This window comes from Corynebacterium variabile, from assembly GCF_006539825.1.
Taxonomy (GTDB): Bacteria; Actinomycetota; Actinomycetes; order Mycobacteriales; family Mycobacteriaceae; genus Corynebacterium; species Corynebacterium variabile.
Genome location: NZ_BJNT01000018.1, coordinates 37,686 through 63,800, shown reverse-complemented (window position 1 = coordinate 63,800; position 26,115 = coordinate 37,686). Strand labels below are relative to the sequence as shown.

The window sequence follows — 26,115 nt, the reverse complement described above, 5'->3', positions numbered from 1 at the left end:
GTCAAGCGAGGTAGGACGCGAGGCCTTCGGCCACTGCCCGGGCGCGCTGCCGGCGTCCTTCCTGGGACCTCAGCGCAGCCAGGTCGTCGGCGTCACGCATGTTGCCGAACTCGATGAGGATCTTCGGCTTTGTCGAGAGATTGAGTCCGGACAGGTCGGCGCGGGGGTTCAGGCCGTCGGTTCCGAGATAGTTGGAGACCGGCAGGCCGGCGCTGACCATGGCGTCACGCACGGTGGACGCCAGTCGGGAGGATTCGCCGGCGAGATTGTGGGGTAGCGGGTCCGTGACCGCGGAAATGTGGAAGCCGGTGTTCCCCGGCCCTGACACGTCGGCGTGGAGACTGACGACGACGTCCGCCGCCGAGGCATTCTCCTTGTACGTCCGCTCGTCGATGCAGTCGGCACGGTGGACGTCGTCGGCCCGGGACAGCAGGACGGTGACCCCGGCGTCCTCGAGAATGGTCCGGAGCTGCTGACTGATCTCCCAGGTGAAGGTGTGCTCCGGCCATCCGTCATCGGACGCTGTGCCCGGGGCATTGCAGGGTTTCGTGCCACCCCGGCCGTCGTCGGCGGTGAGCTCGGCGGGCGGGGCCGTGCCGGCATGACCCGGGTCCAGGTACACGGTGCGACCTGCGAGAGCACCGAGGTTTCCGGTGGAAGCAGACACGGGAACTCACTTTCGCGGACGGATTCTGGTGCAGGTTCCATGGTAGGGGGACTCACCTGTGGCGGATCGGAATGCACGTCCGGATCAATTCGAATCCTGTATTTTTGCCGTGACTAACCTTTCCATTCAGGAGGAAACAAGAATGCTCCCTCACCGTTCCCTACGGTCCGCCGCACTTCCGGCCACTGTTTTCGCAATGCTGGCGCTCGGCGCCTGCGACAGTTCCACTGATGGTGGGTCAGATGCGAACGACACCGCCGGTGCCGCTGATTCGTCCGACCGCGTCACGGTGACCGTCACCGAGACCGCGGCGGCGCCTTCCCCCCTCGGAGGCAGGGCAGGCGGCTTCCCCGACACAGACCCGACCGCCGGAACCCCGTAACTGCGGGGTGGACCCTGATTCCCCCGTGATCACCTCTCATACCGCAGATGTCCCTGCCCCTGAACTCGACGGCATGACCTGGGTCTACCACGGGGAGTCGAACTACGATCCCTGCGTCGCGCTGAGTTACGCCACCGTCGTGCAATCCGAGGTCGGCGACGCCCAGTTCCAGAACCAGCTCATGCTCTTCCATGACGGGGGAGTACCTGGGTGTCGGTACCGACACCGTCCAGCAGCACACGGAGGTCGTCGACTCAGGGGATGACTTCGTGACGGTGCGGTACAAGGACTATGAGGCGCTCCGGGACTCGGGGGAGCCGTTCGCCGCTGCGCCGAAGTACACCACGGTCGTGACCTACCGCTGGGTCGGCGACCATGTGGAACCGGAGGGACGCATCCCGAACCTCGACTGACATGGCGTCAGCGAAGGAAGTCGATGATGACGCGGAACGGCGAGGAAGCGGTCGACATGGTCGTCCGGGTGGACGCGCCGTCGGTGTTGACCGTCACGATAACGGTGTCACCACCGCCGGGGCGGGTGGTGATGCTGGTGATGTTCGGGGACGCCCGGTTGTCGGAGTTCACGAACTGCTGCTTACCGAGCCCGTCGGCCGTTACCGAGAACTCGAGGCTTCCGTTGCCTCCCCCGGCCTGCGTGGCATCGGCCGTGTCGGCACCGCTGAACTCGATGACGACGCGGTCACATGCTGCACCTCCGCAGACGGCGCTGTTGGTGTTCGCTGAGGTCGTGTTGTGCGTCGCCGACCTGATTTCGGTGATGGTGGCAGTCGGCGCGGCCGCTGCCTCCGGCTCCTCCACCGGGGCCAGGGTCGGAATCGCGGCAGGGGCCGGGGACGCGGGGGTAGTCTGGGTCACCACCACTGTCGATGTGGCGGTGCTCGTGTCGGCTGCTGCGGCGTCGCTGCCCGAGTCGCGGGACGTGAGCAGCCAGGTGATCGCCACCGCGGCGATCGCGAGAACAGTGACCAGGACAATGACCGGAATGATCCACGACCGCCGGGAGTGAAGGGGGAATGCCTTGTCCCTGCATCTGCTGTACCGGCGGAAATGCCGTGGTCTGTTGTGGGTCGTAGAAGGGATAGCTGTTGTAGGTCATGGCGTCCGGTGGCTACGCCCAGGAAATCTGCGCTGTGGGCTGAGCGGTAGATTACCGGAGTGTAGTTTCGGGGACCTGCGCTGCCGTTACGTTACCCTGACGCCGACCGATGACTGCGCTGCCGAAGGACGTCTGTGAGCACTCCGAGCAACCGACCCGCCAACCCGTGGATGAATGAACCACAGCCGCAGGGGAATCCTCGCCGGACAAGGATCCCCGCGACAATCGCGACGGTGGCCGGCGTTCTCGTTGTGGTGGTGCTCATCGTGGTCGGGGTGTGGACGCTGACCGGTGATGATTCGGACGACAGCGACACCGCCGCGGTGACCTTTACAGAATCGCATGAGGTCACCTCGGACGCCCCAGCCACCGTCACGACGGTGACGGTGGCTCCGGAGGAAGATACTGAGGAGTCTGGGACTCCGACGGCCGTCCCGCTCCCGGAGTCTTCCCCGGAACCTTTTCATGAGGACGCCACCTCTCACTCGGGATCAGGTCCCCTGGCCTGTAACGGGCGTGGCGTCCTTATCGTGAACTCTGTCCTGGACAACGCCCAGAACTTCGACCAACAGATGGCAGATTCCCGGGTGCAGTGGCCGGATGCCGTCCTCATGGAGCCGGGTGACTGCCCCTCACTGCGTCCTGTGGAGCCCGAGAGCGGCGCCTCGGTATACGCGTTCGTCATCGACTACGGCGATGACCTGGACTCTCTGTGCGCTGCAGAGCGCAACGGCGGCGGTAACGCCCGGCTGCTCAACAGTGATACCTCGTACGTCTCACCCTGCTGACGGGGACGGCTCCGGCACCGGTCAGACGAACACCTCGACGGTGATGAGGTGGTTCGCTGAGCCATCGTCGACCGTGTATTCCGTGCCTTCCGGCACCCCGATTGCCAGACGCGGCCAGTCGTACTCGTCCGAGGTCGCCCGCAGATAGTCGAACCGTCCGTCGGAGCGGTCGGTGACCGGGAAGTCGTCCTGGTACTTGACGTCCACACCGAAGACGTCGATCTGCAGCTCATCGCCCGCGAACGCGTCCATGATGCTCACCTCGCCGTCGCCGTCGAGTTTGATCTCGATGCGGACGCAGTCCCTGCCGTCGCAGGTCGCGGTCGTGGCGGTCGGCCCGCTGACCGATACCTCCCCCAGGTCGTAGTCGAAGTCGTAGTCGTCGAGATAGTCGTCGTCATCGTCGAGGTAGTCGTCGTAGTCCTCGGTCTCCGTCGGGACGGGGACGGCCTCCGAGTGCGCGGGACGGGGACGGCCTCCGAGTGCGGTGCGTCCTGCTCCGTGAAGCGGGATGCCGAGGTCGAGGAATTGTCGTCACCGTCATCGCGCATGATGAACCAGGTGGTGCCGACGGCGCCGTGGACGATGATCACCGCCGCGACGGCGGCCACCACGACCCACACGACCTTCGAGGTTCCGGACTTCCCCGGTTGCCCCTGCTGCCACGGCTGACTGGCGTAGGGGTTGGTGTTGAACCCCCTGCTGCTGGCCGAACCCCTGCTGCTGGCCGTAGCCCTGCTGCTGGCCGTAGCCCTGCGGCCCCAGGTCAGCCGCCGGAATCACCGAGGTCTCGCTCTCATTCCCGAGGGAGGACGCCAGCTGCTCCAGCACCTGTTCGGTCACCGGCGGCGCCGCGGGGTCATCGAGCTGACGGTCGTACCGGACGCGGCGTCCGGCGTCCCCCAGAATGGCGCGTGCGTTCCGCAGCTGCGTGACTTTCGCGGGATCCTCGCCCCAGGATGAGCTGATCCGGCGGTCGAGTTCCGCGGCGAGGGTGGCAGGATCGGCCGAGCGGTCGACCCCGAGGGACGCATCCAGATCGATGCCGGACATGGTGTTCTCCTGATCGTCATGCGCCCGATGTCTGATTCCGACGAAACAGTCGACATCAATGTACCGTGCGAATTGCAACGCACGCCCGAGGTTTTCCGCACTAGTGTGGAGGGCTGTATCAATATCAGACGACCGTGAGGATGTACCGATGGCCGCCAGCACTGAAGCCACGACCACAGGCACTGACGACAACGGCGACAGTAGCGCCGCAGAGAAACAGTCCGCCGTGGAGAAGTTCCGGGCGAAATGGCCCTGGCTCGACCACGTCATGCACATGAACGACCGGTACGGCGAACAGGGTGGAAATTACTACGCTGCAGGCATCACCTACTTCTCGGTGCTGTCGATTTTCCCGCTGATCATGCTGGTCGTGGCCGTGGTGGCCATGGTTCTGGCGGGTAATGAGGACCTGCTCAACGACATCATCGACGACATCAAGGACTCGGCGTCCGGTGATCTCGGCGATACCCTCACCGACATTCTGAATACGGCGATCGGACAGCGCGGAAGCATCTTCGGTATCGGTCTCGTGTTGACCCTCTGGACCGGTCTCGGCTGGATCGGGAACCTCCGGGCCGGCATCTCCGCGATGTGGAAAGCAGACCTGACTTCGGACAATTTCATCAAGGGGAAGATCAGCGACCTCATCGCCCTGATCGGTCTGCTGCTCGCCCTGGGAGTCGCCTTCGCCGTCACCGCGATCGGCTCCGGTGGATTCACCTGGACCATCATCGAGACACTGAACCTGGACAACATCACCGGTATCCGGGTCTTCGTCTGGATCATCGCGCTGCTCATCGCACTGGTCGCCAACTGGGTGGTCATGTTCTGGATGCTGATGTTCTTCCCGCGCACCCATGTGCCACGCAAGGCCGCGGTGCGTGGTGCGGTCATCGGCGCGATCGGGCTGGAGTTCTTCAAGCAGTTCGCCACCGTCTTCTTCAACAACACCATGTCCAACCCGGCCGGCGCGGCCTTCGGCCCGATCATCGGTGTGATGGTGCTGCTGTACCTGCTGTGGCGCATCACCCTCTACTGCTCCGCCTGGGTGGCCACGTCCCCCGAGGCACTTGCGGAGGTCATTCCGGATGCTCCGGCACCGGCTGTCATCCAGATCCGACGCGACTCCCACCCGCCGGCACAGACCGAGCAGAACATCCGCCAGGCGGGTCTGGTCGGGGCAGGAGCAGCGATGGGCGTCCTGCTCGGCGGGATCGTCATGAAGACCGGCAGCGCGATCGGCGGGTTATTCAGCAGGAAGTAGGGCCGGCCCGCCACCGGTTCAGCGTCGTCGGCGGATGAGGATCCATGCTCCGGCGGCGAGGACGCACACCATGCCGGCGACGATCAGCGAGATCCCGGTGGTGGGGGAGTCCTGCGGGGTGTCGGAATCCGCCGGAGCGGGATCTGCAGCTCCTGCCGGTTCCGCCGCTTCCACCGTGTTGTCGGGGGACGCTGAATCCACCAGCCGCCCGACCGAGGCGTCCTCCGGGGCGTCGAAGGCGGCGTCGAAGACGGTCTCCGCCTGCTGCCACGGACGCCCCGCCGCGACGGTCGAATTGAGCATCACCACGCCCAGCGTTCGCCCCTTGCGGGAGACCGCAGCGGCGTAGGTGTGCCGTGCATTGTCGGTGAACCCCGTCTTCCCACCGATCGTGCCCGGGTAGTCGTAGAGCAGTCCGTTGTCACTGGAGATCTGGAACTCCGGATTGTCCCGGTACCCCGGGAACGTCGCCTGCTCCGTGCCGAGCAGGTCGCGCACATCCTGTCGCTGGAACGCCGCCCGGTAGACCAGCGCCAGGTCGTAGGCGGTCGTCTGGACCTCGGGGGTGTCCAGCCCGTTGACCGTGGTCACCTTTGTCGCCTGCACCCCCAACGAGTCGGCGAGCGACTGCATCTTCTCCACCGTGGCGTCCGTACCGCCGAGCGCTCCGGCCAGGGCGAGGGCGGCGTCATTGCCGGAGTTCATCACCAGCCCCTGCAGCAGCTGCTCCGCCGTGTACTTCCCACCGGGTCCGACCCCTACCTTCGAACCGTCGACAGTGGCCATCTCCTCGGTGACCTTGACCTTCTGGTCCATGTCCAGTTCGTCCAGGGCGACCATGACCAGCAGGATCTTGATGATCGACGCCGGGCGGTACAGGCCGTAGGGGTCCTTCGCCGCGAGTACGTTGCCGGAGTCCACGTCATAGAGGACGTAACTGCCCAGGCTCAGGCGTGTCGGCAGGTCGAGCCCGTCTGCTGTGACAGTGCTGCAGGTGTCAAGGTCTTCTCCGCCCGGCCCGGGACGCTCCACGGTGATCACCGGGTCCACGTCCGCACCGCGTACGGCGTCCTTGTCGAAGGCCCTCGGCAGCCGCCTGTCGTAGCGGCAGTCGTCGGTCCACAGGGCATGGTCCCGCGGCAGCGGCGTCCCCACCGGGGAGGTCAACGGCAGCCACTGCATCCTCGGCATACCGTTGAGGCCCTCCTGCGCGGCGGCGGGGGAGACGGTGGCGGACGCCATGAGCACGGCAAGCCCGGCGGAAAGGAGAGTACGCATCGTCGAAGAACTCTACCGGCGGTATCGTGGTGCACCATGACTGAACCCGCGTACTCCACCGTCGATCCCGAGATCGTCCGCACCCTGCCCAAGGTTGTCCTCCACGACCACCTGGACGGCGGGCTGCGTCCCCAGACCATCATCGACATCGCCGCCGAGACCGGCTACGACGGACTGCCCACCACCGACGCCGCCGAACTGGAGAAGTGGTTCTTCGACGCCGCGAACTCCGGCGACCTTCCGACCTACCTCACCACCTTCGACCACACCACCGCCGTCATGCAGACCAAGGACTCCCTGGTCCGCGTCACGAAGGAGGCCGTCGAGGACCTCGCCGCCGACGGTGCCTGCTACGCCGAACTGCGCTACGCCCCCGAGCAGCACCAGGCCAAGGGACTGAGCCTGCAGGAGGTCGTCGATGCGACCGTGCAGGGTGTCAAGGAAGGTGAGCGTGCCGCCGCTGCCGCGGGTCACCGTATCCACGCCCGGCTGCTGCTGTGCGCCATGCGTCACGCCGACCGGGCCCTGGAGATCGCCCAGCTGCTCGTCGACAACTACGGCGAGCACACCCCGGGCGAGGGATACGTCGTCGGCTTCGACATCGCCGGTGCCGAGGACGGTTTCCCGCCGTCCAACCACGTCGCCGCGTTCAGCCTGCTGCGCGAGAACCTCATCCCGGTGACCGTCCACGCCGGTGAGGCCGCGGGCGTGGAGTCCATCGCCGACGGTCTGCGCCAGGGTGCCGTGCGCATCGGCCACGGCATCCGGATCTACGAGGACATCGAGGCCACCATGGGCGGACTCGAGCTCGGGAAGGTCGCCAAGTTCGTCCGCGACCGCCGCATCCCGCTGGAGATCTGCCCGACCTCCAACACCCAGACCGGTGTCTGCGACTCGGTGGAGGAGCACCCCTTCAACCTGCTCTACGAGCTCGGTTTCACCTGCACCGTGAACACCGACAACCGGCTGGTCTCCGGCTGCACCATGAGCGGTGAGATGGTGAAGCTCGCCGAGGCCTTCGACCTCGAGTACTGGCAGTTCCTCGAACTGACCACCAATGCGCTGGAGACCGCGTTCTGCGACCAGCCGCTGCGTGACGAGCTGGAGCGCGAGGTCATCTACCCCGCCTACTCCAAGCTGGGGGACGCCATGGACCTCGCCGTCGACGAGGTCGAGGGGCGCACCGCCGCTGCCGGCATCGACGCCCTGCACGGTGAGCACGTCCACTCCCACGGTGTGGGCTCCGAGGAGGTCGAGCTGTCGATGGAGAACCTCAAGGCGGAGCTGGAGCAGCTCGGTCTGACCCTCGATGACGATGAGGATGAGGCAGGGGACGCTGAGAGCTCCGACGGGGACGACGCCGGCGACGCCAGGTAGGGGACGCCGGGCGAGGGGCAGTGACCTTCCCCTGTGGCACACTGGCTCACGTGACTGAGCAGGGACAAGGGCAACTTCCCATCACCGGATCGACCGCCGCCGGCATCGCCGAGAGTGTGCGGGGACTCGTCGACCGTGGCGTCCTCACTCCGGGTGACCGGCTGCCGCCGGTCCGCACGCTCGCAGACACCCTCGGCGTGAACCGGAACACTGTCCAGGCGGCCTACCGCAACCTCGTCCATGCCGGGATCGCCGTGAGCCGCCGGGGTGCAGGAACGACCGTGGCGGGGGTCGCGGAACCGGCGACAGAGGGCGCGGCGTCCGGCAATTCCTCGACCGTGCGCGACATCGGCCACGGCAATCCGGACGCCACCCTGCTGCCGGACGCCTCCTCGGTCCGTCTCGCGCCGGCCCCGCCGCCGCTCTACGGTACCGCCGCCACCCATCCTGAACTGGGACGCGTCGCCCTGCGGCTGCTCGGACCAGATCTCGCCGACCGTGCCGAGGACGCCGTGATCAGCGTGACCGCCGGCGCGGTCGACGCCCTCGAACGACTCCTGGCCACGGTCGCCGCCACCGGCGACGCCGTCGCTCTCGAGGATCCCTGCTTCCTCAGCTCCGGCAACTCCACGCGCCTGGCCGGCTACCGCGTCGTCCCCGTTCCGGTGGACGCCGAGGGAATGGACCCTGAGGCGTTGCGTGCCGCCCTGGACGACGGGGCGCGGGCGGTGGTCTGCACGCCGCGGGCCCACAACCCGACCGGAGTGAGCCTGACCCACGCACGGGCGCAGGCGCTGCAGGAGGTGCTGGCGGACTACCTGGGCGTCCTCGTCATCGAGGACGACCAGTTCGCCGGACTGTCGCAGTCACCCTACGAGACCGCGATTCCGGCAGGTCAGACACGGTGGGCGCTGGTGCGCTCGATGTCGAAGTCGCTGGGGCCGGATCTGCGGACCGCACTGGTGGCGTCCGACCCGGAGACGGCGGAGAAACTGTCCCGGCGGATCAACGGCGGCACGACGTGGGTGAGCCATCTGCTGCAGCGCACGGTCGCCGCTCTGCTGTCGGACGCCGACATCCGCTCCGGGCTCGATGCGGCGGCGGCACACTATGCCGGACGCAACGAGGTGTTCCTGGCGAAGCTGGCGGACGCGGGGCTGGCGTCCTCCAGTGTCGACGGGCTGAACATCTGGGTGGACCTGGGCGTCCCCTCGGACGCTGCGGCTGCTGACCTGCGCGGACGCGGCTGGATCGTCCGCGACGGCGGACTGTTCCGGCTCGGCGGCACGGACGCCGACACCCATCTGCGGCTCACTGTCCATGAACTGTCGGACGCCGACATGGACCGACTGGTCGCCGACCTTGTGGCTGTGTCTACCCCTCGATGAGCCAGTTCCAGAAGCCCTGCTTCTCGCCGGGCTCGGCGACCCGCACCCGGAGGTCCCCGAACATCGTCCGCCCGGTGAGGACGACCGTCGGCGCGCCCGGGTAGTTCGGGGTCGCACCTCCCTCGCGCTGCGAGACCTTCACATCACCGAAGGTGAGCTTCATCTGGTTGACGACCTGCACCCCTGGCGGCACGGTGAGCTTCACGTCGCCGAAGATCAGGTTGGCCTGCAGCACCGTCGTGGACGCCGTGAGCGTCATCTCCCGGAGATCGAGGTCAAGGTCACCGAAGACGAGGCTGTAGCCCTCGCGTTCGCGCAGCTGCATGGTGCCCTTGAGCCTGATGTCACCGAACCAGGTGGACTGGGTGGGGACATGGTTCTCGGGGACGACGGTAGAGGACTGGTAGTGGTTGATGGTGGTGGAGAAGGAGCTGATGCTGCCCTTGGGCTTCACCGCCGGGGCGGGGTTCGCGGGATCTCCGGGCTTCGCCGCGTCCTCGGGGGAGGGGGCGGCCTTCTCCGCGAGCCGGTCGATCTCGGCGTCGTCGGGCGGGGTGGTCTTCCCCGTGACGAGCTGCTCGATGCGGGAGAACCGGTCGGCGTCGGTGACCGACCAGACGGCGTCGCTGATCGTGGAGAACTCACTGAGGTCGATCCGTCCCTGGCCGACGGCGAGGGTGAGCTTCTCGTTGAGAGCCTGGCGTCGGTCGTCGGTGATGCGGGCGGGCAGGGGGGCGGTCGGGTCCGTCGGGTCCGTCGGGTCCGTCGGATCAGTGGGTTCGGGGGACGTCATAAGGTCGACAATACCTTCGGGCTACGTGCCGCCATTGCAGCATGTCTGCGGCACTCACAGATCCGGGCTTCGCTGCCATAGAATCGCGATTCTGTGAGTGCCGCAGACATGAAGCCCTAGTATGGGGTGGCTGGACCGGGTGCCTGGTATGAGTTGCCTGGCACCTGACGCGGTAGCGTGACGTGGACCGGAGTGCACTACAGGAGTGTCAGACAGGGAAGAGATGGCGCTCCGGAGACCGGCGTCCTCCTGCAGGTAAACGGCGCTTAACCGATCAAGTTGATCGATAAATGAGCAGGTCAGGTGGCTTGACTTAACCGCTTCAGAAGCCTTGACTGAACGGTTGTGATGTTCAAGAAGACCCTCAGGACCGTTGCTGCCGCCATGACTGCAGCCCTCGCAGTGTCCCTCGCCGCCTGCTCCTCGACCGGCGGTGCGCCGCGTGACAACGGCGACGGCTCCGGTGGCGGCACCGTCGACACCCCCCGCTACGTCGTCAGCATGGTCAGCCACGGCGCGCCGGGCGACACCTTCTGGGACCTCGTCCGCAAGGGTGCCGAGGACGCCGCGCAGAAGGACAACATCGAACTGCGCTACAGCTCGGACCCGCAGGCCCCCAACCAGGCCGCCCTCGTGCAGAACGCCATCGACTCCAACGTCGACGGCATCGCCGTGACCATGCCGAACGCCTCGGCTATCGGCCCGGTCGCGAAGAAGGCCGTCAACGCCGGTATCCCGGTCGTCGGCCTCAACGCCGGCATGGAGCAGTACGAGAAGTACGGTCTCACCGGATTCTTCGGCCAGGAGGAGGGCGTCGCCGGTCAGCAGGCCGGCGAGCGCCTCAATGACGAGGGTGCCAAGAAGGTCCTCTGCGTCATCCACGAGCAGGGCAACCAGTCCCAGGAGGACCGCTGTGCCGGCGTGAAGAAGGGCCTCGGCGGTGCCGGCACCGTCGAGACGCTCTACGTCAACGGCCAGGAGCTCACCTCCGTGCAGTCCACCATCAAGGCCAAGCTCGCCCAGGACAGCTCCATCGACTGGATCATGTCCCTGGTCACCCCGGTCGGCCTCGTCGCCGCCCAGGCCGCCGAGGAAGCCGGCCGCAACCCCGGCGAGGACGTGAAGATCGGCACCTTCGACACGAACGCCGAGCTCGTCCCCGCCATCAAGAGCGGCGACATCTCCTTTGCCGTCGACCAGCAGCCCTACCTGCAGGGCTATCTGGCAGTCGACTCCCTCTGGCTCGCCAAGCGCAACGGCACCACCGTCGGTGGTGGACGCCCCGTCTACTCCGGCCCGAGCTTCGTCGACGCCGACAACATCGACACCATCGCGGACGCCGCCAAGGACGGTCTGCGATGAGTATCCCCTCCACTGAGGTGACCGCGGAGGTTTCCGCGGAAACCACCACCCCGCGCACCCGCCAGGGGCTCGAAAAGCTCATGCACCGGCCGGAGCTCGCCAGCGTCATCGGTGCGGTCGGCGTCTTCGTGCTGTTCATGGTCGTCGCACCGAGCTTCCGCTCCCTCGACTCCTTCGCGACGGTCCTCTACGTCTCCTCCACCCTCGGCATCGTCGCCCTGGCTGTCGGCCTGCTGATGATCGCCGACGAATTCGACCTGTCGACCGGTGTGGCGGTGACCTCCACGGCCCTGGCCGCCACGATGATGAACTACCAGTGGCACATGCAGTCCTGGGTCGGCTCACTGCTCGCCCTGGTACTCGCCCTGGCCATCGGCTTCTTCAACGGCTGGATGGTCACCAAGACCGGTGTGCCCAGCTTCCTCATCACCCTGGCGACCTTCCTCATGCTCCAAGGTCTCAACCTGGCACTGACCAAGCGGATCATGGACGCGGTCTCCACCAAGTCCATCGCCGACATGCAGGGCTTCGAGTTCTGCCGGAAGCTCTTCGCCGGTCAGTGGGACGTCTTCGGCGTCACCCTGAAGGTCACGATCTTCTGGTGGATCCTCTTCGTGCTGGTGGCCCACTTCCTCCTGTTCAAGACGAAGTTCGGTAACTGGATCTTCGCCGTCGGCGGTAACCCGGAGGCCTCCCGCGCCGTCGGTGTGCCGGTCGACCGGGTGAAGATCATCCTGTTCATGGTTGTCGCGGCGTCCTGCTGGTTCGTCGGTCAGCACAACCTCTACGAGTTCGATTCGATCCAGGCCGGGCAGGGCGTCGGCAACGAGTTCTTCTACATCATCGCCGCCGTCGTCGGCGGTGTGGCGATGACCGGCGGCAAGGGCACGGCGATCGGCACCGCGATCGGTGCGCTGATCTACGGCATGACCACCCAGGGCATCGTCTACGCCGGCTGGAACCCGGACTGGCTGAAGTTCTTCGTCGGCGGCGTGCTGTTGCTGGCCGTCCTGTCCAACCGTTCCTTCTCGAAGTTCACGGAGGCCCGCAAATGAGCGAAGAGCACATCATCGAACTCCGCGGCGTCGGCAAGGCCTACGGCGCCTTCCGTGCGCTGAGCGACATCAACCTCTCCGTGGACGCCGGCACCGTGACCTGCGTCCTCGGCGACAACGGTGCCGGAAAGTCCACGCTGATCAAGATCCTCGCCGGGCTCCACAAGCCCACCGAGGGTGAGATCCTCGTCGACGGGGAAGAGGTGAGCTTCGGCTCCCCGCGTGACTCCCTCGACCACGGCATCGCGACGGTCTACCAGGACCTCGCCGTCGTCGGTGAGATGCCGGTGTGGCGCAACTTCTTCCTCGGCCAGGAACTCACCGGCCGGTTCGGGAAGATGCGCGAGGCCGAGATGCGGGAGATCACCCACGAGCGGCTCCACCACATGGGCATCGACCTGCCGGACGTGGCGGTCCCGATCGCCTCACTGTCCGGTGGCCAGCGCCAGGTCGTCGCCATCGCCCGCGCCATGTACTTCGGTGCCCGCCTGCTCATTCTCGACGAGCCGACCGCGGCCCTCGGCGTGAAGCAGTCCGGCATGGTGCTGCGGTTCATCGCTGCGGCCCGTGACGAGGGGCTCGGCGTCATCTTCATCACCCACAACCCGCACCACGCGTACCTGGTCGGCGACCGGTTCATCCTGCTGAACCTGGGACGCCAGAAGATGGACGCCTCCCGCGACGAGGTCACCCTCGACGAGCTGACCCTCGAGATGGCCGGTGGCGGGGAACTGTCCTCCCTGGCCCACGAACTGGAGCGGTGACCGGGCACCCGGAGATCAACCGGGGATCAACGTCCAGCCGTTCGATAGGATAGCCGGGGACAACACAGCGGAGCCTTGCACGGAGGAACAGTGGCGCAGTTCGCGGTACACCCCGGCCAGATGGTCGTGGACGATCTCATCGGGCACCGCGTCGCCCTCGACCCGGGGCAGACCCTGATGACCGGACGCTCGGCGACCTTCCCGGTCGGGGAGGACGACGAGTTCATGCACCGTCGGTTCCTCCAGTTCTGGGCCGACGGCGCCACCTGGATGGTCACCAACTACGGCACCCGCATCACCGCGGGCATCCACCCGTGGGCGGAGAACTCCTTCGCTGAACTGCGCGTCGGCCCCGGTGCGACACTGCCGCTGCCGTCGGGGGAGTCTGCGGTGGTCTTCGCGACCTCCGGCTGCACCTATGAACTGCACCTCACGGTCGCCAGGACGCTGCGTCCGCCCGCCGTCGACAGCGTTCTCGACGGCGCTATCGACCTCGGCACGATGACGGTGGGACGCTTCGAGCCGAACGAGGAACAGAAGCTGCTCCTGCAGGCTCTCGCCGCCCCGCTGATCGCGAACCCAGGTGCCGGGATGGACAAGGTGCCCTCGGTGCGTGCTCTTGAGCAGGCGCTCGGGTGGTCGCAGAAGAAGGTCAACACGAAGATCGACTACCTGTGCCGCTCCCTGGAGACCAACGGCGTGCCCGGATTCTCGGTGCGCAGCGGCAACGCCCCGGCACGCCGCTTCGCCCTGGCCCGCTACGCCAGGGAGAACTACTGGTCGTTGAAGACCCGCGGAACCCTGTGAGGCGGTGGCGGTGAACGAGCACGGCAGCGAGCACAGCAGCGACAACGCCACTGCACCGGTCCCCGGCGACAACGCCTGGACCCGGTTCCTGGCCTGCCTGGAGGAACGGCACAGCCTCACCGACCTCACCCAGATCGGCAAGGGCGGCATGGGCAGGGTCTACCGGGCCCGCGACCGGGACCTCAACCGGTGGGTCGCGGTGAAGGTGCTGGAGAGTACCGGCGGCGGCCCGGACAGCCTGCAGCGTTTCCGGCAGGAAAGCCGGATCCTCGGGCAGCTGCGTCACCCGGCGATCGTCGGCGTGCACTCGGCGCGGACCTCGCCGGAGGGGGTGGCGTATTTCGTCATGGACTATGTCGAGGGCGGTGACCTCGGTGCACTCATCGCCTCACGGCGCAGTTCCGGCGGACCGTTCACCGTCGCCGAGACCGTGGAGCTGCTGCGTCCGGTGGCGGACGCCCTGGACACCATCCACCGGATGCGGCCGCAGGTCATCCACCGTGACGTGAAGCCGGCGAATATCCTCGTGCCCGACCGCGCCCACCGCGACAGCGCGTGGAATGTCCCGCTGCTCACCGACTTCGGCATCAGCCTCACCCAGGACGAGACCCGGCTGACGTCCGCCGGGTTCCTCATCGGCACCGACCGCTACATGGCCCCGGAACAGTTCCGGTCGGTGCAGGGTGGGCCGGTGCCGGGCGACTCGGTGGACCTCTACGCCTTCGCCCTCATCGTCTTCGAGATGCTCACCCTGCGGCCGCTGCGCGAGACCATGAGTCAGGAGGCCTGGCGGTTCGCCCGACGGTTCCCCGAGGTCCCGGCGCACGCACTGGCAGCTCCGGACCAGAGCAGGGCACGGGAGATCGTCGGCGTCCTCGCCCGGGCACTCGCCGACGACCCGTCGCAGCGCTACGCCTCCGCACGTGAGTTCCTCAACGCACTGGAGTCAGCGGACGCGGGAGCGGTGACACCTGCCGCTCCGACCGCGTACACAGCACAGACCACACAGGCCGCACCCCCGCCGGCCATCCCGACCGACGGGAAACCCCTCCGGTCCCGCCGCCTCCTCCTCGGCGCGGTCGCCCTGCTGTCTGTGGCGGTCCTGGTCGTCGGGGGTATCGTCGTGACTGACACGCTGCGTCATCCCGACTGGTCAGGGGACGAGAAGGCGATGGCTGCGGCACTCCCGCAGGTCCTGCCGGACCGGCAGAATGACGCCGGCTGGCTCGGGATGACCTGTTCCGCGGCGGATACCGGCGACGGTGAGCGGGCACGGATCACCTGCCGGGGAGGTGGACGCACTCTCATCGCCGCCGACTTCGGCGATGCCGACACCCGGGACCGTCTCGGATCGAGCCGGGAACTCCAGGAGCTGTCGGACGGAGAGTGTGTCATCAAGACCGGTCCGGTGGGCGACGCACAGGTCGCGCTGCCTCAGGCGGAGGGCAAGGACAGGTACTCGCTGCTGTTGGCGTCGGACACTGCCGAGGAGGACCTCAGGGGAATTCCGGTCTGTTCATGACATTCCCGTGAGGTTCCCGACGAATTCTCAGGTTGATGTATTAGTCTTTCACTCTGTCAACAATGAGTAGGGTTCACTCACTCGAGAACCGGAACGGACGTGACCAGAGCAATGCCCAATTACGACCTGTACACCGAGCTGGGGCTGAACAAGGATATGCCGCCCACGGAGATCGGGGCGCTGCTCGACGGGCGCATCAACGGCCTCGTCGGCCAGGGTTACCCGTCGAACTCCCCGGAGGTCGACCAGCTCGCCACGGCCCGGGCGATCCTCTCCGACCCCGCCAAGCGCAACACCTACGAGGCCGCGCTGGCCGGTCCCGACGGCGTCATCGACGTCTCCTGGCTGCACCAGCTCGCGGACAGCCCGGCTGCGTCCTCGGAGTCCTCGGAGTCTTCGGAGTCGTCCCCGGTCCCGTCCTACGACGCTGCCTCGACCAGCGTCATCAACGCCGCCGGTGACCCGGGGTCGTCCTCGTCCTCTTCTTCTTCCTCGGAGGAGGAAGCCGGCTCCTCGCAGAGCCCCTACGGTCAGTACAGCGGCTACGGCCAGTCCCAGTTCGCCCAGTCCGGTCAGCAGGGCCAGTACGGCCAGTACGGCCAGCAGCAGTTCAACTCCGGGAACTTCGGTGGCCCGGTACAGCAGACCCCGGCCAAAGCGCAGTTCAACACCGCACAGCTGTCCGTCGCCGGTCGTGACCGGTCGCAGTCGAAGGTCTATCTCGCCTGCCTGGGCATCATGGTCATCGGCATGATCTACCCGTTGATCCTGATGTTCACCGCCGACGACGGTGACCTCAGCATCTTCAAGGGCATCCTCTTCGCCATCGCCCACACCGCCGCCTGGGTCGGCATCGCCGAGATCGTCTGGGGCGTGCGCCGCATCGTCGCCCCGGAGGAGGAGAAGGACGCCGAGGACGCGTCCTCTTCGGACGACGCCACCAAGTAGGGGGGGGGATCCTCAGGGGAGGGGGATCAGGACGCCGTGGTCTCCCGGGCGTCCTTCACCGTCGCCGCCAGGCGCGTGATCTCCTCCGGGTTCGCCGTACGGTCACCGGCGTCCGTGCAGAAGTCCAGCAGCCGGTAGCCGGCGCGCTGGATCGCCAGGTGCCGGGGCCAGTGCAGACCGGCGAAACCGGCGGCGTCGAGCGCGACGGACTGCGCGGCACGACGTTCACTGAGCAGCTCGTACTGCAGGTCACGGCGCTGGGACAGGTCCTCCTGCACCGAGGACGCGGTCATCAGCTCACCGAGCAGCGCACCCATCGCCTCGAAGGACCGGTTGACCAGACGCTGCGCGTGACGGACCGCGGCGACGCGGGGGTACAGCCACAGTACGGCAACGGAACATACTGTCGCCAGGCCGATCTCCGCCCAGCGGGCGCTGACCACCTCTCCGAGCGGCAGGGGGATGGCGCCGCCCATGAGCAGGGCCAACGAGGTCGAGACCATCACCGTGAGGGCGTAGTTCTTCACGACGAAGACCTCGGCGAATAACTGGCAGGCCGCCAGGGCCAGCAGCAGCGTCCAGTCGTGGACCCCCAGCAGGTGCAGGACCGCGAAGATGCCGACGCCCACCACCGAACCGATGACGCGGTGCAGGCCACGGATCGTGCCCGAGCGACGCTCCGGACCCCACTGCAGCACCAGCATCGCCGAGAGGACCGCCCAGTCCGGGCGGTCGAAACCGCAGGCGATGCCCAGCACACCGGCACCCAGGCAGGCGACGGTGACCTTGATCGACGCCATCGTGGCCTGGGAGTACCAGTGCAGCGAGCGGTAGACGCGGTACCGGATCGACGGCCGGGCCAGCGGCACGGTGTGCCGGGACAGGTCGATGTAGTTCGGGGTGTCGGTGAACTCCTCGGCGGCGGAATCGTCGCGGCGTCCGACCGAGGGGTTGCTCCGGGCCAGGCGGACGTGGGCGGTGAGGGTGCGCTGCACCAGCTCTTCGCTGAGAGTCGTCGACTCAGAGGGAACGACTCGGGAGGTGCTCTCCCCGCCACGGACATGGCCGGCGTCGAAGAGGATGTACCAGGTCGTGACCAGCAACGTCTCGACCTGGTGGGTGCGGGCAACCGTGGGGGCGGGGTCCGCGGCGTAGGACGCCACCGCCTTCTCCAGGCGCTCGACCGCGGTGATCTCCGGGCGGTGCAGACCCCACAGTGCGGGCAGCATGCCGATGACGGTGGCGGTCGCGGCACCGAGCAAGGCCCACCCGCCGACCTCGACCGGGTTCATGCCCTGCTTGGCGACCATTGTCGCGCCACCGGAAACCATGATGATGAAGAATCCGCCGGTGATGAGCAGCATCTGCTGCTCATAGCCCAGCAGCAGGGCGATACCGGCGGGGATCGCCATGGCCAGGGCGGCGCGCAGGGCGCCGGGCCAGGTCGGCCGGGGATTGTGGATCGCGGTGAGCAGAGCCCACCATCCCGGGGATGTCGGGGGGTGCGTCGGGGGCAGGTGTTCCGGAGGTCGGGGACGGGGGAGTAGAGCTGGTCACCCGTCAACTATAGGACCACCGTGTTTCACCCTGTCCGTGCGGTGAGCCGGCTCAGAACTTCGTGAAGCGCCCGGTGAGACGACGCTCCATCTCACCCCAGCCCTCGGCCTCCTCGTCGAAGGGGGCGGTCGGGGTGCCGGAGGACGGGGAGCCGAGCATGTAGGCCACGTAGTCCTGCAGGCGCGGGTAGGCCAGCAGGACCTGGTTCACCGAGTCATCGTCGGCCCAGTCAGCGGCGTCGGCGACGAGCTCGTAGGCACGGCCCAGCTGGTCGGTGTCGACGGCGTCGGTGCCCTTGGCGATGTCCTCGCGCAGGCCGGTGAAACCGTACTCGTTCGACGGGTGGACGCTGACCTCCAGCTCACCGGCGTTGGCCAGGGTGACCAGGTCATCCCAGGTCTCGAAGTGGGAGAGGTCGTGGTCCTTGGCGTCCACCATCCAGCGGACCATGGAACGGCCCGAGGTGAAGGTGTGGATCTGGCCGTTCTCACCGAGGAAGACCGGCTCACGGTCGCCGACGTAGCAACGCAGGGTGTAGACGGTCGTACCGTCGACGGTGATGCGTACCGGGTCGATACCGGCGGCGGCCCAGGGGGTCGAGTCGTAGGGGTCTGCGTCCTTGGCTGCTGCCTCGGTGGCTTCCGTGGCGTCGGAGGCGTCCTGCTCGGCGGCGGCAGCGGCCGCGACGTCCGCCTCCTTCTTCGCGTCCTCGGCGGCGGCGATGTCGGCCTCGGCGGTGGCCAGGGACTTCTCGTCGACCTCAGGGGAGACGATCTGCTCGTCGACGAGTTCCAGGAGCTCCTTCCACTTGCCCAGCACCGTGTAGCCCACATTCGACCACTCGCCGAGACCGTTCTCGCCGTTGTAGTGGTCAGCACCGCGGGAGGTGTTGCCGAGGATGGAGTAGGAGCGGAACCAGGAGTTGATCTTCTCGAGGCCGCAGACCGCGCCGAAGGACTTCATCACATCGAACGCGGAGGCGACGGCCTTGACGTTGTCGAAGGACGGACGGCCGGCGAGGTTGTTCGGGACCTCGATGAAGCTGATCTTCCCGGACTTGCGTGGGGTGACCTTCGCTGCGGCGTTCTCGGTGAACGCGGCCCACTTCGGATGGTCGGCGAGATCGTGGGCGTCATTACCCTTGTGATCCCGGATCCAGGCGAGCAGGGCGGCGGGGGACTCGAAGCCGAAGACCCCGGAGTCGTCACCGAGGAATGCCTGCCACTGTTCGCCCCGGGCGGTCCATCCCGGAGCCCAGAGAGTGAAGAAGGTTCCGTTGGTGGTCTCGAGTTCGAGGGGGACGATTCCGTGGTCTGCCATGGTCGGCAATTCTAGCGGGCGGAGCGCGGTGGCGTGACGGACTGTGCCCCCGATGTGTCGGCAGGTCCGGGGACGACCCCGTGAGCAGGACTGAACAGGCTGCGGTCCAGCACCGCGGGCACCGTCGGAGGGGGAGCACCGAGGAACTGGCCGGCGTGGTAGCCGGGGTCGGGCGGGGTGGAGGTGATCCGGGCGAGTCCGGAACGGTTCTGCATCATCTTCTCCTATCCGGTGGGCCGGTAGAACCCGTGGAAGCCCATACCGATGTTCTCTGTACGTACCGGCGACATCTGCACCGGGTCACCGGCCTCGATCATCATGCCGTCGCCGGTGACCATGGCGACATGGCCGTCCCACACCGCCAGATCACCGGGTGCGAGCTCGTCCATCGGCACCTGTGGCCCGACGGCCTGTGCGTTGGCGGTCCGGGGGATGTCCACACCGGCCTGGCCGTAGGCCCACTGGGTCAACCCCGAGCAGTCGAGGCCTTGGCCGGGTACGGTCCCTCCCCAGGAATACGGGGTGCCCAGGGCCGTCTTCGCTGCCTCCACCGCGGCGGCGGCTTCCGGGGTGGGCGCACCGACAACGTCACCGGTGTCCCCGGGATCCGCCACCGTTGACGTTCCGGCGCCGGACGCGGGGTCAGCCGCGGCAGACGATTCCGGTGCACCGGACAGTGCCGAGGGCGAGGCAGGGGCGACCGGGGACGCGGCGTCCACCACCTCCACCTGCGACGCCAGCCCGTCCAGCTCGGACTCCAGCACGGTGAGCCGCTCCGCGGCCCGGCCCAGGTGTTCCCACCCGATCTGTGCGGCGGCGGCCCCGGTCGTCGGGTTCAGCGGAGAGACCATGAGCAGCGCGACGACCTCCCGGGCGCACTGCCCGGCGATGACGGTGATGTCGTCGGCCGCCCGGGTCACCGCCGCGACAGCCTCCTCGGCCAGGATCTCCAGGTCGCCGGAGAGTTGCAGCAGTTCCACCGCCTGCTGTCCGGCGTCGGCCAGCGTGGAGACGACTGCGGTGCCCGCAGTCCCCGTCACCGCGGACTCCGCCAGGGCGGGGAGCCCGGACAGTGCGTCGCCGAGGCCGGCGTCCCCCAGCAGGGTGGTGAGCGGGTGGATGCCAGGGGCGGCCGCGGCGGGGATGAGCTGGGCGACCGGGGAGACCAGGGCGGTGAGGTCCGGGATCATGACGGACCTCCGGTGAAGGCTCCGAAGCTGCCGGCGGCGGCGTCCTCCTGGCTGGTCAGGGTTCCGGCGAGAGCGGTGAGGGAGGTGCCGGCGTCCGCGTAGAAGCGGGCGAAGTCTGTCGCGGCAGCGGCCTGCCGTGTACGGGCGGCGGTGAGCGCGGCGAGGAACCGGGATGCCTGGGGGAGGGCGAACACCGGTGGTCCCTCGCCTGGATCGGCCCCGGCGGAGAGACGTCCGGCGGTCTGTGCGGCGTGGTCGGCGACGGTGGTCAGTGCGGCAGGTTCAGCTGTGATTCCGGTCATGACATTGTTTGACTCCGGTGGCGGTGCTGTGGTTCCCCGCCCGGCCAAGTATTTTGGAATGCATGGAGATTGTCGAGGTAAACCATCCGCTCGTCGCCTCACGGCTGACGATCATGCGGGACGCCCGGACCGACAACGCCGCCTTCCGCGCGGCGCTCGCTGACCTGGGGATGATGCTCATCTACGAGGCGTCCCGGAACCTGCCGGTCGAGACGTTCGACGTGACGACCCCGGTGGCCGTTGCGGAAGGACGCCGCCTGCAGGATCCGCCGATCATCGTGCCGATCATCCGCGCCGGGCTCGGCATGGTCGATCCGGCACTGTCGATGATTCCGGACGCCCAGGTCGGCTTCATCGGCATGGCGCGCGACGAGAAGACCCACGAGCCGGTGCCGTACCTTGAGGCGCTGCCGGAGGACCTCACCGGACACACCGTGTTCCTGGTGGATCCGATGCTCGCCACCGGCGGCTCGCTGATCCATGCGCTGCGGTTGCTGGCCGGCCGTGGCGCCACGGACATCACCGTGGTGTGCATGGTCTCGGCGGTGCCGGGTGTGGAGACGGTCCGTGATTCCGGACTGCCGGTCGGACGCCTGATCACCGCGACGATCGACCCGGGTCTCAACGAGGACGCCTACATCGTCCCGGGTCTGGGCGACGCGGGCGACCGGCTCTACGGGCCGCGCAACATCGACCTCGACGAGCTGTAGGCCCGGTCAGTCCCTGGCCGCAGGCTCCGTGGGCTCCGTGAGTTCAGAACGCTCAAAACGCTCAGAATGCCCGGGCTGCCCCGTCTCGCCGGCGTCCTCGTCCTCGCAGGAGGGGGAGAGGGGCTCGAGGATGCTCGACACACTGAACTGACCGGTGAGGATGTAGCGTCCCGGTTCGTCGAAGCGGACCGTGGTCCAGTCCTCGTCCTCGGTCGGAACCAGGCAGGCGGTGACCGGGTCAGCGTCCGTCGTCGGGGAGGTCGTGGTCGTCCCAGAGGATGCTGTTGCGGAGGCCGACGCGGAAGCCGACGCGGAAGCCGACGCAGTGGCAGGCGCACTCCCCGGCACCAGCGTGGCGGTGAGGTACCGGTTCGGGCGGATACGGATCAGGTGCTCCTCGCCCACGGCGTCTTCGGGAACCTCCACCGTCATCTCCGACGGGGTGGTCTCCAGCAGGCGCAGCGGGGAAGGGACTATCAGGGTCGGCTCGTCGACCTCGTAGAGGGTCCAGTCGTCATTGCCCCAGACCCGGTTCAGGTACGGCAGGCCCTCATTGATGAGCTCGGCCTCGGGACGCTGCTGCAGGATCGGCTTGTCGGCCACCGCTACGTACGCCACCGCGTTGTCCGTCAGCCAGTCCTGGTAGGGCGCTGCATGCAGGGCGTCCTTGTCGAAGAAGACGGAGTTGTAGCGCATGTCGGACTGGTTCTCCCAACCACGTGCCAGCGGGGCGGAGTCGGTGAGCAGGTAGGCGCCGGCGTGGGTGTCGGTGTCCACCAGTTCGACGCGGTGGTTCTCGATCCGGCCGTCGTCGGCGAGCTCGTCGAGCTGCGAGGTCAGTGGCGCGTACAGGGTCTCCGGGTTCTCGCCGTCCGTGACCGACACCTGGTCGTAGAGGGCGTAGAACAGCCCGTAGACCAGTGCCGGGGACAGCAGCAGTGCCAGCACCTTCGGCGACTTCAGTGAGAAGAACAGCACCACGCAGGGCAGGATGAACAGGAAGAACCGGCCCAGGTTCGACCCCACCCCGGTCGGGATGATGAACAGGACGGTGGCGACGACGATTCCCAGTGGGGCGATCCACCGTGCCGGGGCGTGGTTGGTCGCCACGGGGCTGTCCATTGCGAGGACTGCACCGATGCCGATGACCAGGTACCAGAGGAAACTGGTCACCGGGTAGGGCTGCTGGCCGGGTGCGCCGAAGAGCAGGTAGGGAAGCGCGACGCCCAGTGCGGCACCGCCGAGGGCCCACCACATCCGCGCATTGCGGTACCGGCGGACCAGGAAGAACGGCAGCAGGACCATCCCGGCGAACGCGGGGACCAGGGCACTGGCCAGGCCGGAGACCACCAGCAGCAGCGCACCGGTCACCGGCCGCTTCCGCTGGAACGCCCAGACCGCGAGCATCGCGATCGCCGCGCCGGTGGCGAAGGTGACCCGGCCGGAGAACATGTTCAGCACGGCAGACAGGGCCACGGCCCAGGTCAGCAGGGTGGGGTGCGTCGCATTGCGGGATACCGGGTACGCCAGCGCGGAGATGATGACGGTGCACAGGCACAGCAGGAACAGGGAACCGACCCAGGAGGTCAGCGTCGGAACGATGAGCGAGTAGCTGCCCGGGGAGACACCGCCGAACCAGTCGAACCAGTAGCTGACACCCACCCCGGCCCGGTGCGCGGACTCGCGGGCCAACGCGGCCTGCAGGTCCCGCATCGGCGGATCGATGATCCGCAGCAGTACAGCGGCGAGGACGGACAGGGCCAGCGGCATCCAGGGGATCCACGGCCACCGCGGCAGGGGATGTCCAGAGCCCTCGCCCCGGTCCTCGTGGGTGGTGCTGGTCGACGACGCGGACTCTCCGTTCACCGGGGGTCTCCTGTCTCTGGGGCGGGGTGGATCTGATATTGCGCAGCGGTCGCAACGGTCACTGCCCGGCGAGGCGCCGGACGGTGGCCGTCAGCTCCGCGAGTGCGGATTCCACAGCGGTGCCGGACACGGCACCCTGGGTAGTGCCCGGCACGGGACCGGAGACCTGGAGGTAGAGCTTCGCCTTCGGCTCGGTCCCGGACGGGCGGACCACCACACGGTAGTCCAGTCCCCGTCTGTCATTCCAGATGATCCGGAAGCCGGCGTCCTTCCCCGCGGTCGGATCCAACGCGGTGACGGTGGTCGACGCATCCCCGCTGAGTTCCTCCGGCGGCTCCGTCGCCCACTGTGCGACCAGCGCGGACGCTGCCTGGGGCCCACTGAGGCGCACCGACACCTGGGCGGTGCGCACGGTGCCGTAGAGCTCGTCGAGTGTGGCGAGTTCATCACGCAGGGTGCGTCCCTGGGCCTTGAGTTCGGCGGCCCATACCGCGGCGACGAGTGCGGTGGCGACCCCGTCCTTGTCCGCGACCAGTGAGGGGGCGGGGCAGGAACCGATGGCCTCCTCGTAGGCGAAGGCCAGCTCGCCGTCGGTGTCGTCGGCGGCGCGGGCCAGGTGCTTGAACCCGGTGAGCGTCTCCCGGAAGTCCCAGCCGGACGCCGCGGCGATGCGTTCGAGCAGGCCGGAGGAGACACAGGTCGTCGCGACGACCGGGGCGGGGCCGGCGTCCGGGTCATCGTTGTCGTGCACCGGGACGAGGCGTCGCGCCAGCAGCGGGCCGGTCTCGTCCCCGCGCAGCATACGGTAGCCCCACGGGTCATCGGGGTCGGGGATGCCGAGCATGCAGCGGTCGGCATCCGGGTCCAGGGCGATGAGCAGGTCAGGACGCTCCGACGGGCCGGACGTCGCCGCAGTCTCCAGCAGCCCGTCGCAGGTGCCCGGCTCCTCCGGGTTGGGGAAGGAGACGGTGGGGAACTCCGGATCCGGCCAGCGCTGGGACGCCACCGTGGCCGGGGTGGTGAACCCGGCACCGCGGAAGACCTCGGTGAGCACCGTGCCACCGACCCCGTGCAGCGGGGTGAACAGGACGCGCAGGTTCCGGCGGGCGGACAGTACCGCGCCGTCACCCGAGCCGACGAGGCCGGTCACCGCGGTGACGTAACCGTCGACGGCGTGGACGTCCAGGTGTACGTCAGGGGAGCGGGGCACCTCCGGAGCAGGAGGGGTGGCGGCGATGCACGCCTCGATCTCCCGGTCCGCCGGGCTGACCAGCTGGGAGCCGCCGGCGAGGTAGAGCTTGTAACCGTTGTCGGCCTTGGGATTGTGGCTGGCGGTGATCTGCACACCGGCGTCGAAGCCGCGGTCGCGGACCAGCCAGGCGAGCACCGGGGTCGGGGCGGGCAGCGGCAGCACCACCACCTGGCAGCCGGCACCGGCGAAGGTCTCCGCGGCGGCCCGGGCCATGGCGTTGGAGCCGTAGCGGGCGTCGAATCCGACCGCGACGCGCGGGTTCTCCACCCCCTGTTCCTTGAGCCAGGCGGCGACACCGGCGGTGGCCCGGGTGACGGTGGAGACATTCATCCGGTCCTCACCGGGGCCGACGGGGGCGCGCAGGCCCGCGGTTCCGAAGGCGATCACAGTGAGGTCACCGCCTCGGAGGAGACGAGCTCGGCGAGCAGACCGCCCATGTCTTCGGCGGCGGCCGCACCTGCGGCCAGCACCTCCTCATGGTTCAGCGGCTCACCGGTCACCCCGGCGGCCAGGTTCGTGACCAGGGAGATGCCCAGGACCTCCACATCGGCGGCGCGCGCGGCGATGGTCTCGTAGACCGTCGACATGCCCACCAGGCCCGCACCGCAGGTCCGCAACATGTGGATCTCGGCCGGCGTCTCGTACTGCGGGCCGGGCGTCATCGCGTACACCGCCTCACGCATCCCCGGTCTGAGCCCTTTCTGCCCCTTCACGATCTTCCGCAGCCGCGGCGCGTAAGCGTCCACCATATTGACGAACTCCGCGCCGACCAGCGGGGAGCGCATCGTCATGTTGAGGTGGTCGCTGATCAGCACCGGCTCGCCGACGCTCATGCCCTCGGTCAGCCCGCCGGCGGCGTTGGTGAGCACCACGGTCCCCACCCCGGCTGCCGCGGCGGTGCGCACGGCGTGGACGGTGCGCCACAGTTCGTGGCCCTCGTAGGCGTGGGTGCGGCCCAGAAGAACGAGGACGCGGCGTCCTCCCAGCTCCAGGCTGCGGACGGTCCCGCCGTGCCCTTCGGCTGTCGGTGGCAGGAAGCCGGGCAGATCGGACATCGGGAACTCGATGAATCCACCGGCACCCTCGGCCCCGCAGAGCACGTCGGCGGCGGGACGCCAACCTGAACCGAGCACCACGGCGATGTCATGGGCCTCGCGTCCGGTGCGGTCGGCGAGGGCGGCGGCGGCCTGAGAGGCCAGTTCCTGTGCTTGTTCCTGTGGGGTTTCGTGGGGAGTTCCGTGGGGGGACGCAGTCATGTGGTCAAGCATAGGTCGGTGGCGGGAGTGGGACGGTGGGGGCCGGGCGACTAGAGTGGAGAGGTCACTGTCTGTCTCGTGGAGGAGCCCTACGACC

General features: G+C 67.9%; 27 protein-coding genes. 13 read left to right on the top strand and 14 right to left on the bottom strand.

Annotated features, from left to right (window positions below):
- Window position 1: 1 nt before the first annotated feature.
- The gene (locus tag CVA01_RS11340) at window positions 2–667 is read right to left on the bottom strand and encodes an N-acetylmuramoyl-L-alanine amidase (protein ID WP_014010747.1); all 666 of its coding nucleotides are present in this window, start codon (window positions 665–667) and stop codon (window positions 2–4) included.
- 455 nt (window positions 668–1,122) lie between these two features.
- Between CVA01_RS11340 and CVA01_RS15590 the strand changes: the two genes are divergently transcribed.
- On the top strand, window positions 1,123–1,314 hold the full coding sequence (locus CVA01_RS15590) for an LppP/LprE family lipoprotein (protein WP_170209767.1): 192 nt from the start codon (window positions 1,123–1,125) through the stop codon (window positions 1,312–1,314).
- Window positions 1,241–1,462, top strand: coding sequence for an LppP/LprE family lipoprotein (locus CVA01_RS11330; protein ID WP_141330832.1), 222 nt, complete (start codon window positions 1,241–1,243; stop codon window positions 1,460–1,462). The genes CVA01_RS15590 and CVA01_RS11330 overlap by 74 nt, the downstream gene beginning before the upstream one ends.
- 7 nt (window positions 1,463–1,469) lie before the next feature.
- Here the strand turns inward: CVA01_RS11330 and CVA01_RS11325 are convergent, their stop codons facing one another.
- Entirely contained in the window at window positions 1,470–2,012 is a 543-nt protein-coding gene (locus CVA01_RS11325) for a hypothetical protein (RefSeq protein WP_141330830.1), read from the bottom strand.
- 288 nt (window positions 2,013–2,300) lie between these two features.
- Between CVA01_RS11325 and CVA01_RS11320 the strand changes: the two genes are divergently transcribed.
- Window positions 2,301–2,954 (top strand): hypothetical protein, encoded by a 654-nt coding sequence (locus CVA01_RS11320; protein WP_141330828.1) that lies wholly within the window; start codon window positions 2,301–2,303, stop codon window positions 2,952–2,954.
- A gap of 21 nt (window positions 2,955–2,975) precedes the next feature.
- Here CVA01_RS11320 and CVA01_RS11315 read toward each other — a convergent pair whose 3' ends face one another.
- Both CVA01_RS11315 and CVA01_RS11310 read right to left on the bottom strand, forming a co-directional pair.
- A complete protein-coding gene (locus CVA01_RS11315; RefSeq protein WP_014010743.1) occupies window positions 2,976–3,206 on the bottom strand; it encodes a hypothetical protein in 231 nt (76 codons plus the stop codon).
- 288 nt (window positions 3,207–3,494) lie between these two features.
- Window positions 3,495–4,007 (bottom strand): hypothetical protein, encoded by a 513-nt coding sequence (locus tag CVA01_RS11310; RefSeq protein WP_141330826.1) that lies wholly within the window; start codon window positions 4,005–4,007, stop codon window positions 3,495–3,497.
- Between the two features lie 148 nt (window positions 4,008–4,155).
- On the opposite strand from CVA01_RS11310, the gene CVA01_RS11305 reads away from it, so the two are divergent.
- A complete protein-coding gene (locus CVA01_RS11305; protein WP_170209766.1) occupies window positions 4,156–5,271 on the top strand; it encodes a YhjD/YihY/BrkB family envelope integrity protein in 1,116 nt (371 codons plus the stop codon).
- A gap of 18 nt (window positions 5,272–5,289) precedes the next feature.
- Here the strand turns inward: CVA01_RS11305 and CVA01_RS11300 are convergent, their stop codons facing one another.
- Complete coding sequence (locus tag CVA01_RS11300) at window positions 5,290–6,549, bottom strand: D-alanyl-D-alanine carboxypeptidase family protein (RefSeq protein ID WP_141330824.1); 1,260 nt, start codon at window positions 6,547–6,549, stop codon at window positions 5,290–5,292.
- 36 nt (window positions 6,550–6,585) lie between these two features.
- Here CVA01_RS11300 and CVA01_RS11295 point away from each other — a divergent pair, with 36 nt between their 5' ends.
- Entirely contained in the window at window positions 6,586–7,926 is a 1,341-nt protein-coding gene (locus CVA01_RS11295) for an adenosine deaminase (protein WP_141330822.1), read from the top strand.
- Between the two features lie 50 nt (window positions 7,927–7,976).
- Window positions 7,977–9,314 (top strand): aminotransferase class I/II-fold pyridoxal phosphate-dependent enzyme, encoded by a 1,338-nt coding sequence (locus tag CVA01_RS11290; protein WP_244938275.1) that lies wholly within the window; start codon window positions 7,977–7,979, stop codon window positions 9,312–9,314.
- Here the strand turns inward: CVA01_RS11290 and CVA01_RS11285 are convergent.
- Window positions 9,301–10,107, bottom strand: coding sequence for a LiaF domain-containing protein (locus CVA01_RS11285; RefSeq protein WP_141330820.1), 807 nt, complete (start codon window positions 10,105–10,107; stop codon window positions 9,301–9,303). The genes CVA01_RS11290 and CVA01_RS11285 overlap by 14 nt on opposite strands.
- Window positions 10,108–10,455: 348 nt before the next feature.
- Between CVA01_RS11285 and CVA01_RS11280 the strand changes: the two genes are divergently transcribed.
- From CVA01_RS11280 to CVA01_RS11255, 6 genes are all read left to right on the top strand, one after another.
- On the top strand, window positions 10,456–11,469 hold the full coding sequence (locus tag CVA01_RS11280; protein ID WP_141330818.1) for a sugar ABC transporter substrate-binding protein: 1,014 nt from the start codon (window positions 10,456–10,458) through the stop codon (window positions 11,467–11,469).
- The gene (locus tag CVA01_RS11275) at window positions 11,466–12,524 is read left to right on the top strand and encodes an ABC transporter permease (protein WP_014010730.1); all 1,059 of its coding nucleotides are present in this window, start codon (window positions 11,466–11,468) and stop codon (window positions 12,522–12,524) included. The genes CVA01_RS11280 and CVA01_RS11275 overlap by 4 nt, the downstream gene beginning before the upstream one ends.
- Window positions 12,521–13,288, top strand: a complete 768-nt coding sequence (locus tag CVA01_RS11270) for an ATP-binding cassette domain-containing protein (RefSeq protein ID WP_141330816.1) — start codon at window positions 12,521–12,523, stop codon at window positions 13,286–13,288. Before CVA01_RS11275 ends, CVA01_RS11270 begins: the two co-directional genes overlap by 4 nt.
- A gap of 90 nt (window positions 13,289–13,378) precedes the next feature.
- On the top strand, window positions 13,379–14,095 hold the full coding sequence (locus tag CVA01_RS11265) for a hypothetical protein (protein ID WP_141330814.1): 717 nt from the start codon (window positions 13,379–13,381) through the stop codon (window positions 14,093–14,095).
- Window positions 14,096–14,105: 10 nt separating this feature from the next.
- Window positions 14,106–15,617, top strand: a complete 1,512-nt coding sequence (locus CVA01_RS11260) for a serine/threonine-protein kinase (protein ID WP_244938274.1) — start codon at window positions 14,106–14,108, stop codon at window positions 15,615–15,617.
- 99 nt (window positions 15,618–15,716) lie between these two features.
- Window positions 15,717–16,565: a hypothetical protein gene (locus CVA01_RS11255; RefSeq protein ID WP_170209765.1), complete on the top strand. Its 849-nt coding sequence runs from the start codon at window positions 15,717–15,719 to the stop codon at window positions 16,563–16,565.
- 26 nt (window positions 16,566–16,591) lie between these two features.
- Here CVA01_RS11255 and CVA01_RS11250 read toward each other — a convergent pair whose 3' ends face one another.
- The 5 genes from CVA01_RS11250 to CVA01_RS11230 form a co-directional block, all read right to left on the bottom strand.
- Window positions 16,592–17,977, bottom strand: coding sequence for an FUSC family protein (locus CVA01_RS11250; RefSeq protein ID WP_141330809.1), 1,386 nt, complete (start codon window positions 17,975–17,977; stop codon window positions 16,592–16,594).
- Window positions 17,978–18,173: 196 nt separating this feature from the next.
- Entirely contained in the window at window positions 18,174–19,442 is a 1,269-nt protein-coding gene (locus CVA01_RS11245; protein WP_141330807.1) for a SatS C-terminal domain-containing protein, read from the bottom strand.
- Between the two features lie 11 nt (window positions 19,443–19,453).
- Entirely contained in the window at window positions 19,454–19,660 is a 207-nt protein-coding gene (locus CVA01_RS11240; RefSeq protein ID WP_014010723.1) for a hypothetical protein, read from the bottom strand.
- Window positions 19,661–19,666: 6 nt separating this feature from the next.
- A complete protein-coding gene (locus tag CVA01_RS11235; protein ID WP_141330805.1) occupies window positions 19,667–20,632 on the bottom strand; it encodes a C40 family peptidase in 966 nt (321 codons plus the stop codon).
- Window positions 20,629–20,934 (bottom strand): hypothetical protein, encoded by a 306-nt coding sequence (locus tag CVA01_RS11230; protein ID WP_014010721.1) that lies wholly within the window; start codon window positions 20,932–20,934, stop codon window positions 20,629–20,631. The genes CVA01_RS11235 and CVA01_RS11230 overlap by 4 nt, the downstream gene beginning before the upstream one ends.
- 62 nt (window positions 20,935–20,996) lie before the next feature.
- Between CVA01_RS11230 and upp the strand changes: the two genes are divergently transcribed.
- A complete protein-coding gene (gene upp, locus CVA01_RS11225; RefSeq protein WP_014010720.1) occupies window positions 20,997–21,644 on the top strand; it encodes a uracil phosphoribosyltransferase in 648 nt (215 codons plus the stop codon).
- Window positions 21,645–21,650: 6 nt separating this feature from the next.
- Here the strand turns inward: upp and CVA01_RS11220 are convergent, their stop codons facing one another.
- From CVA01_RS11220 to CVA01_RS11210, 3 genes are read right to left on the bottom strand one after another with little or no spacing between them, the layout of a single operon-like run.
- Window positions 21,651–23,510, bottom strand: coding sequence for a glycosyltransferase family protein (locus CVA01_RS11220; protein ID WP_141330803.1), 1,860 nt, complete (start codon window positions 23,508–23,510; stop codon window positions 21,651–21,653).
- 58 nt (window positions 23,511–23,568) lie between these two features.
- Window positions 23,569–25,149, bottom strand: a complete 1,581-nt coding sequence (locus CVA01_RS11215) for a phospho-sugar mutase (protein ID WP_141330801.1) — start codon at window positions 25,147–25,149, stop codon at window positions 23,569–23,571.
- A complete protein-coding gene (locus CVA01_RS11210) occupies window positions 25,146–26,018 on the bottom strand; it encodes a purine-nucleoside phosphorylase (RefSeq protein WP_041630698.1) in 873 nt (290 codons plus the stop codon). Before CVA01_RS11210 ends, CVA01_RS11215 begins: the two co-directional genes overlap by 4 nt.
- Window positions 26,019–26,115 lie beyond the last annotated feature (97 nt).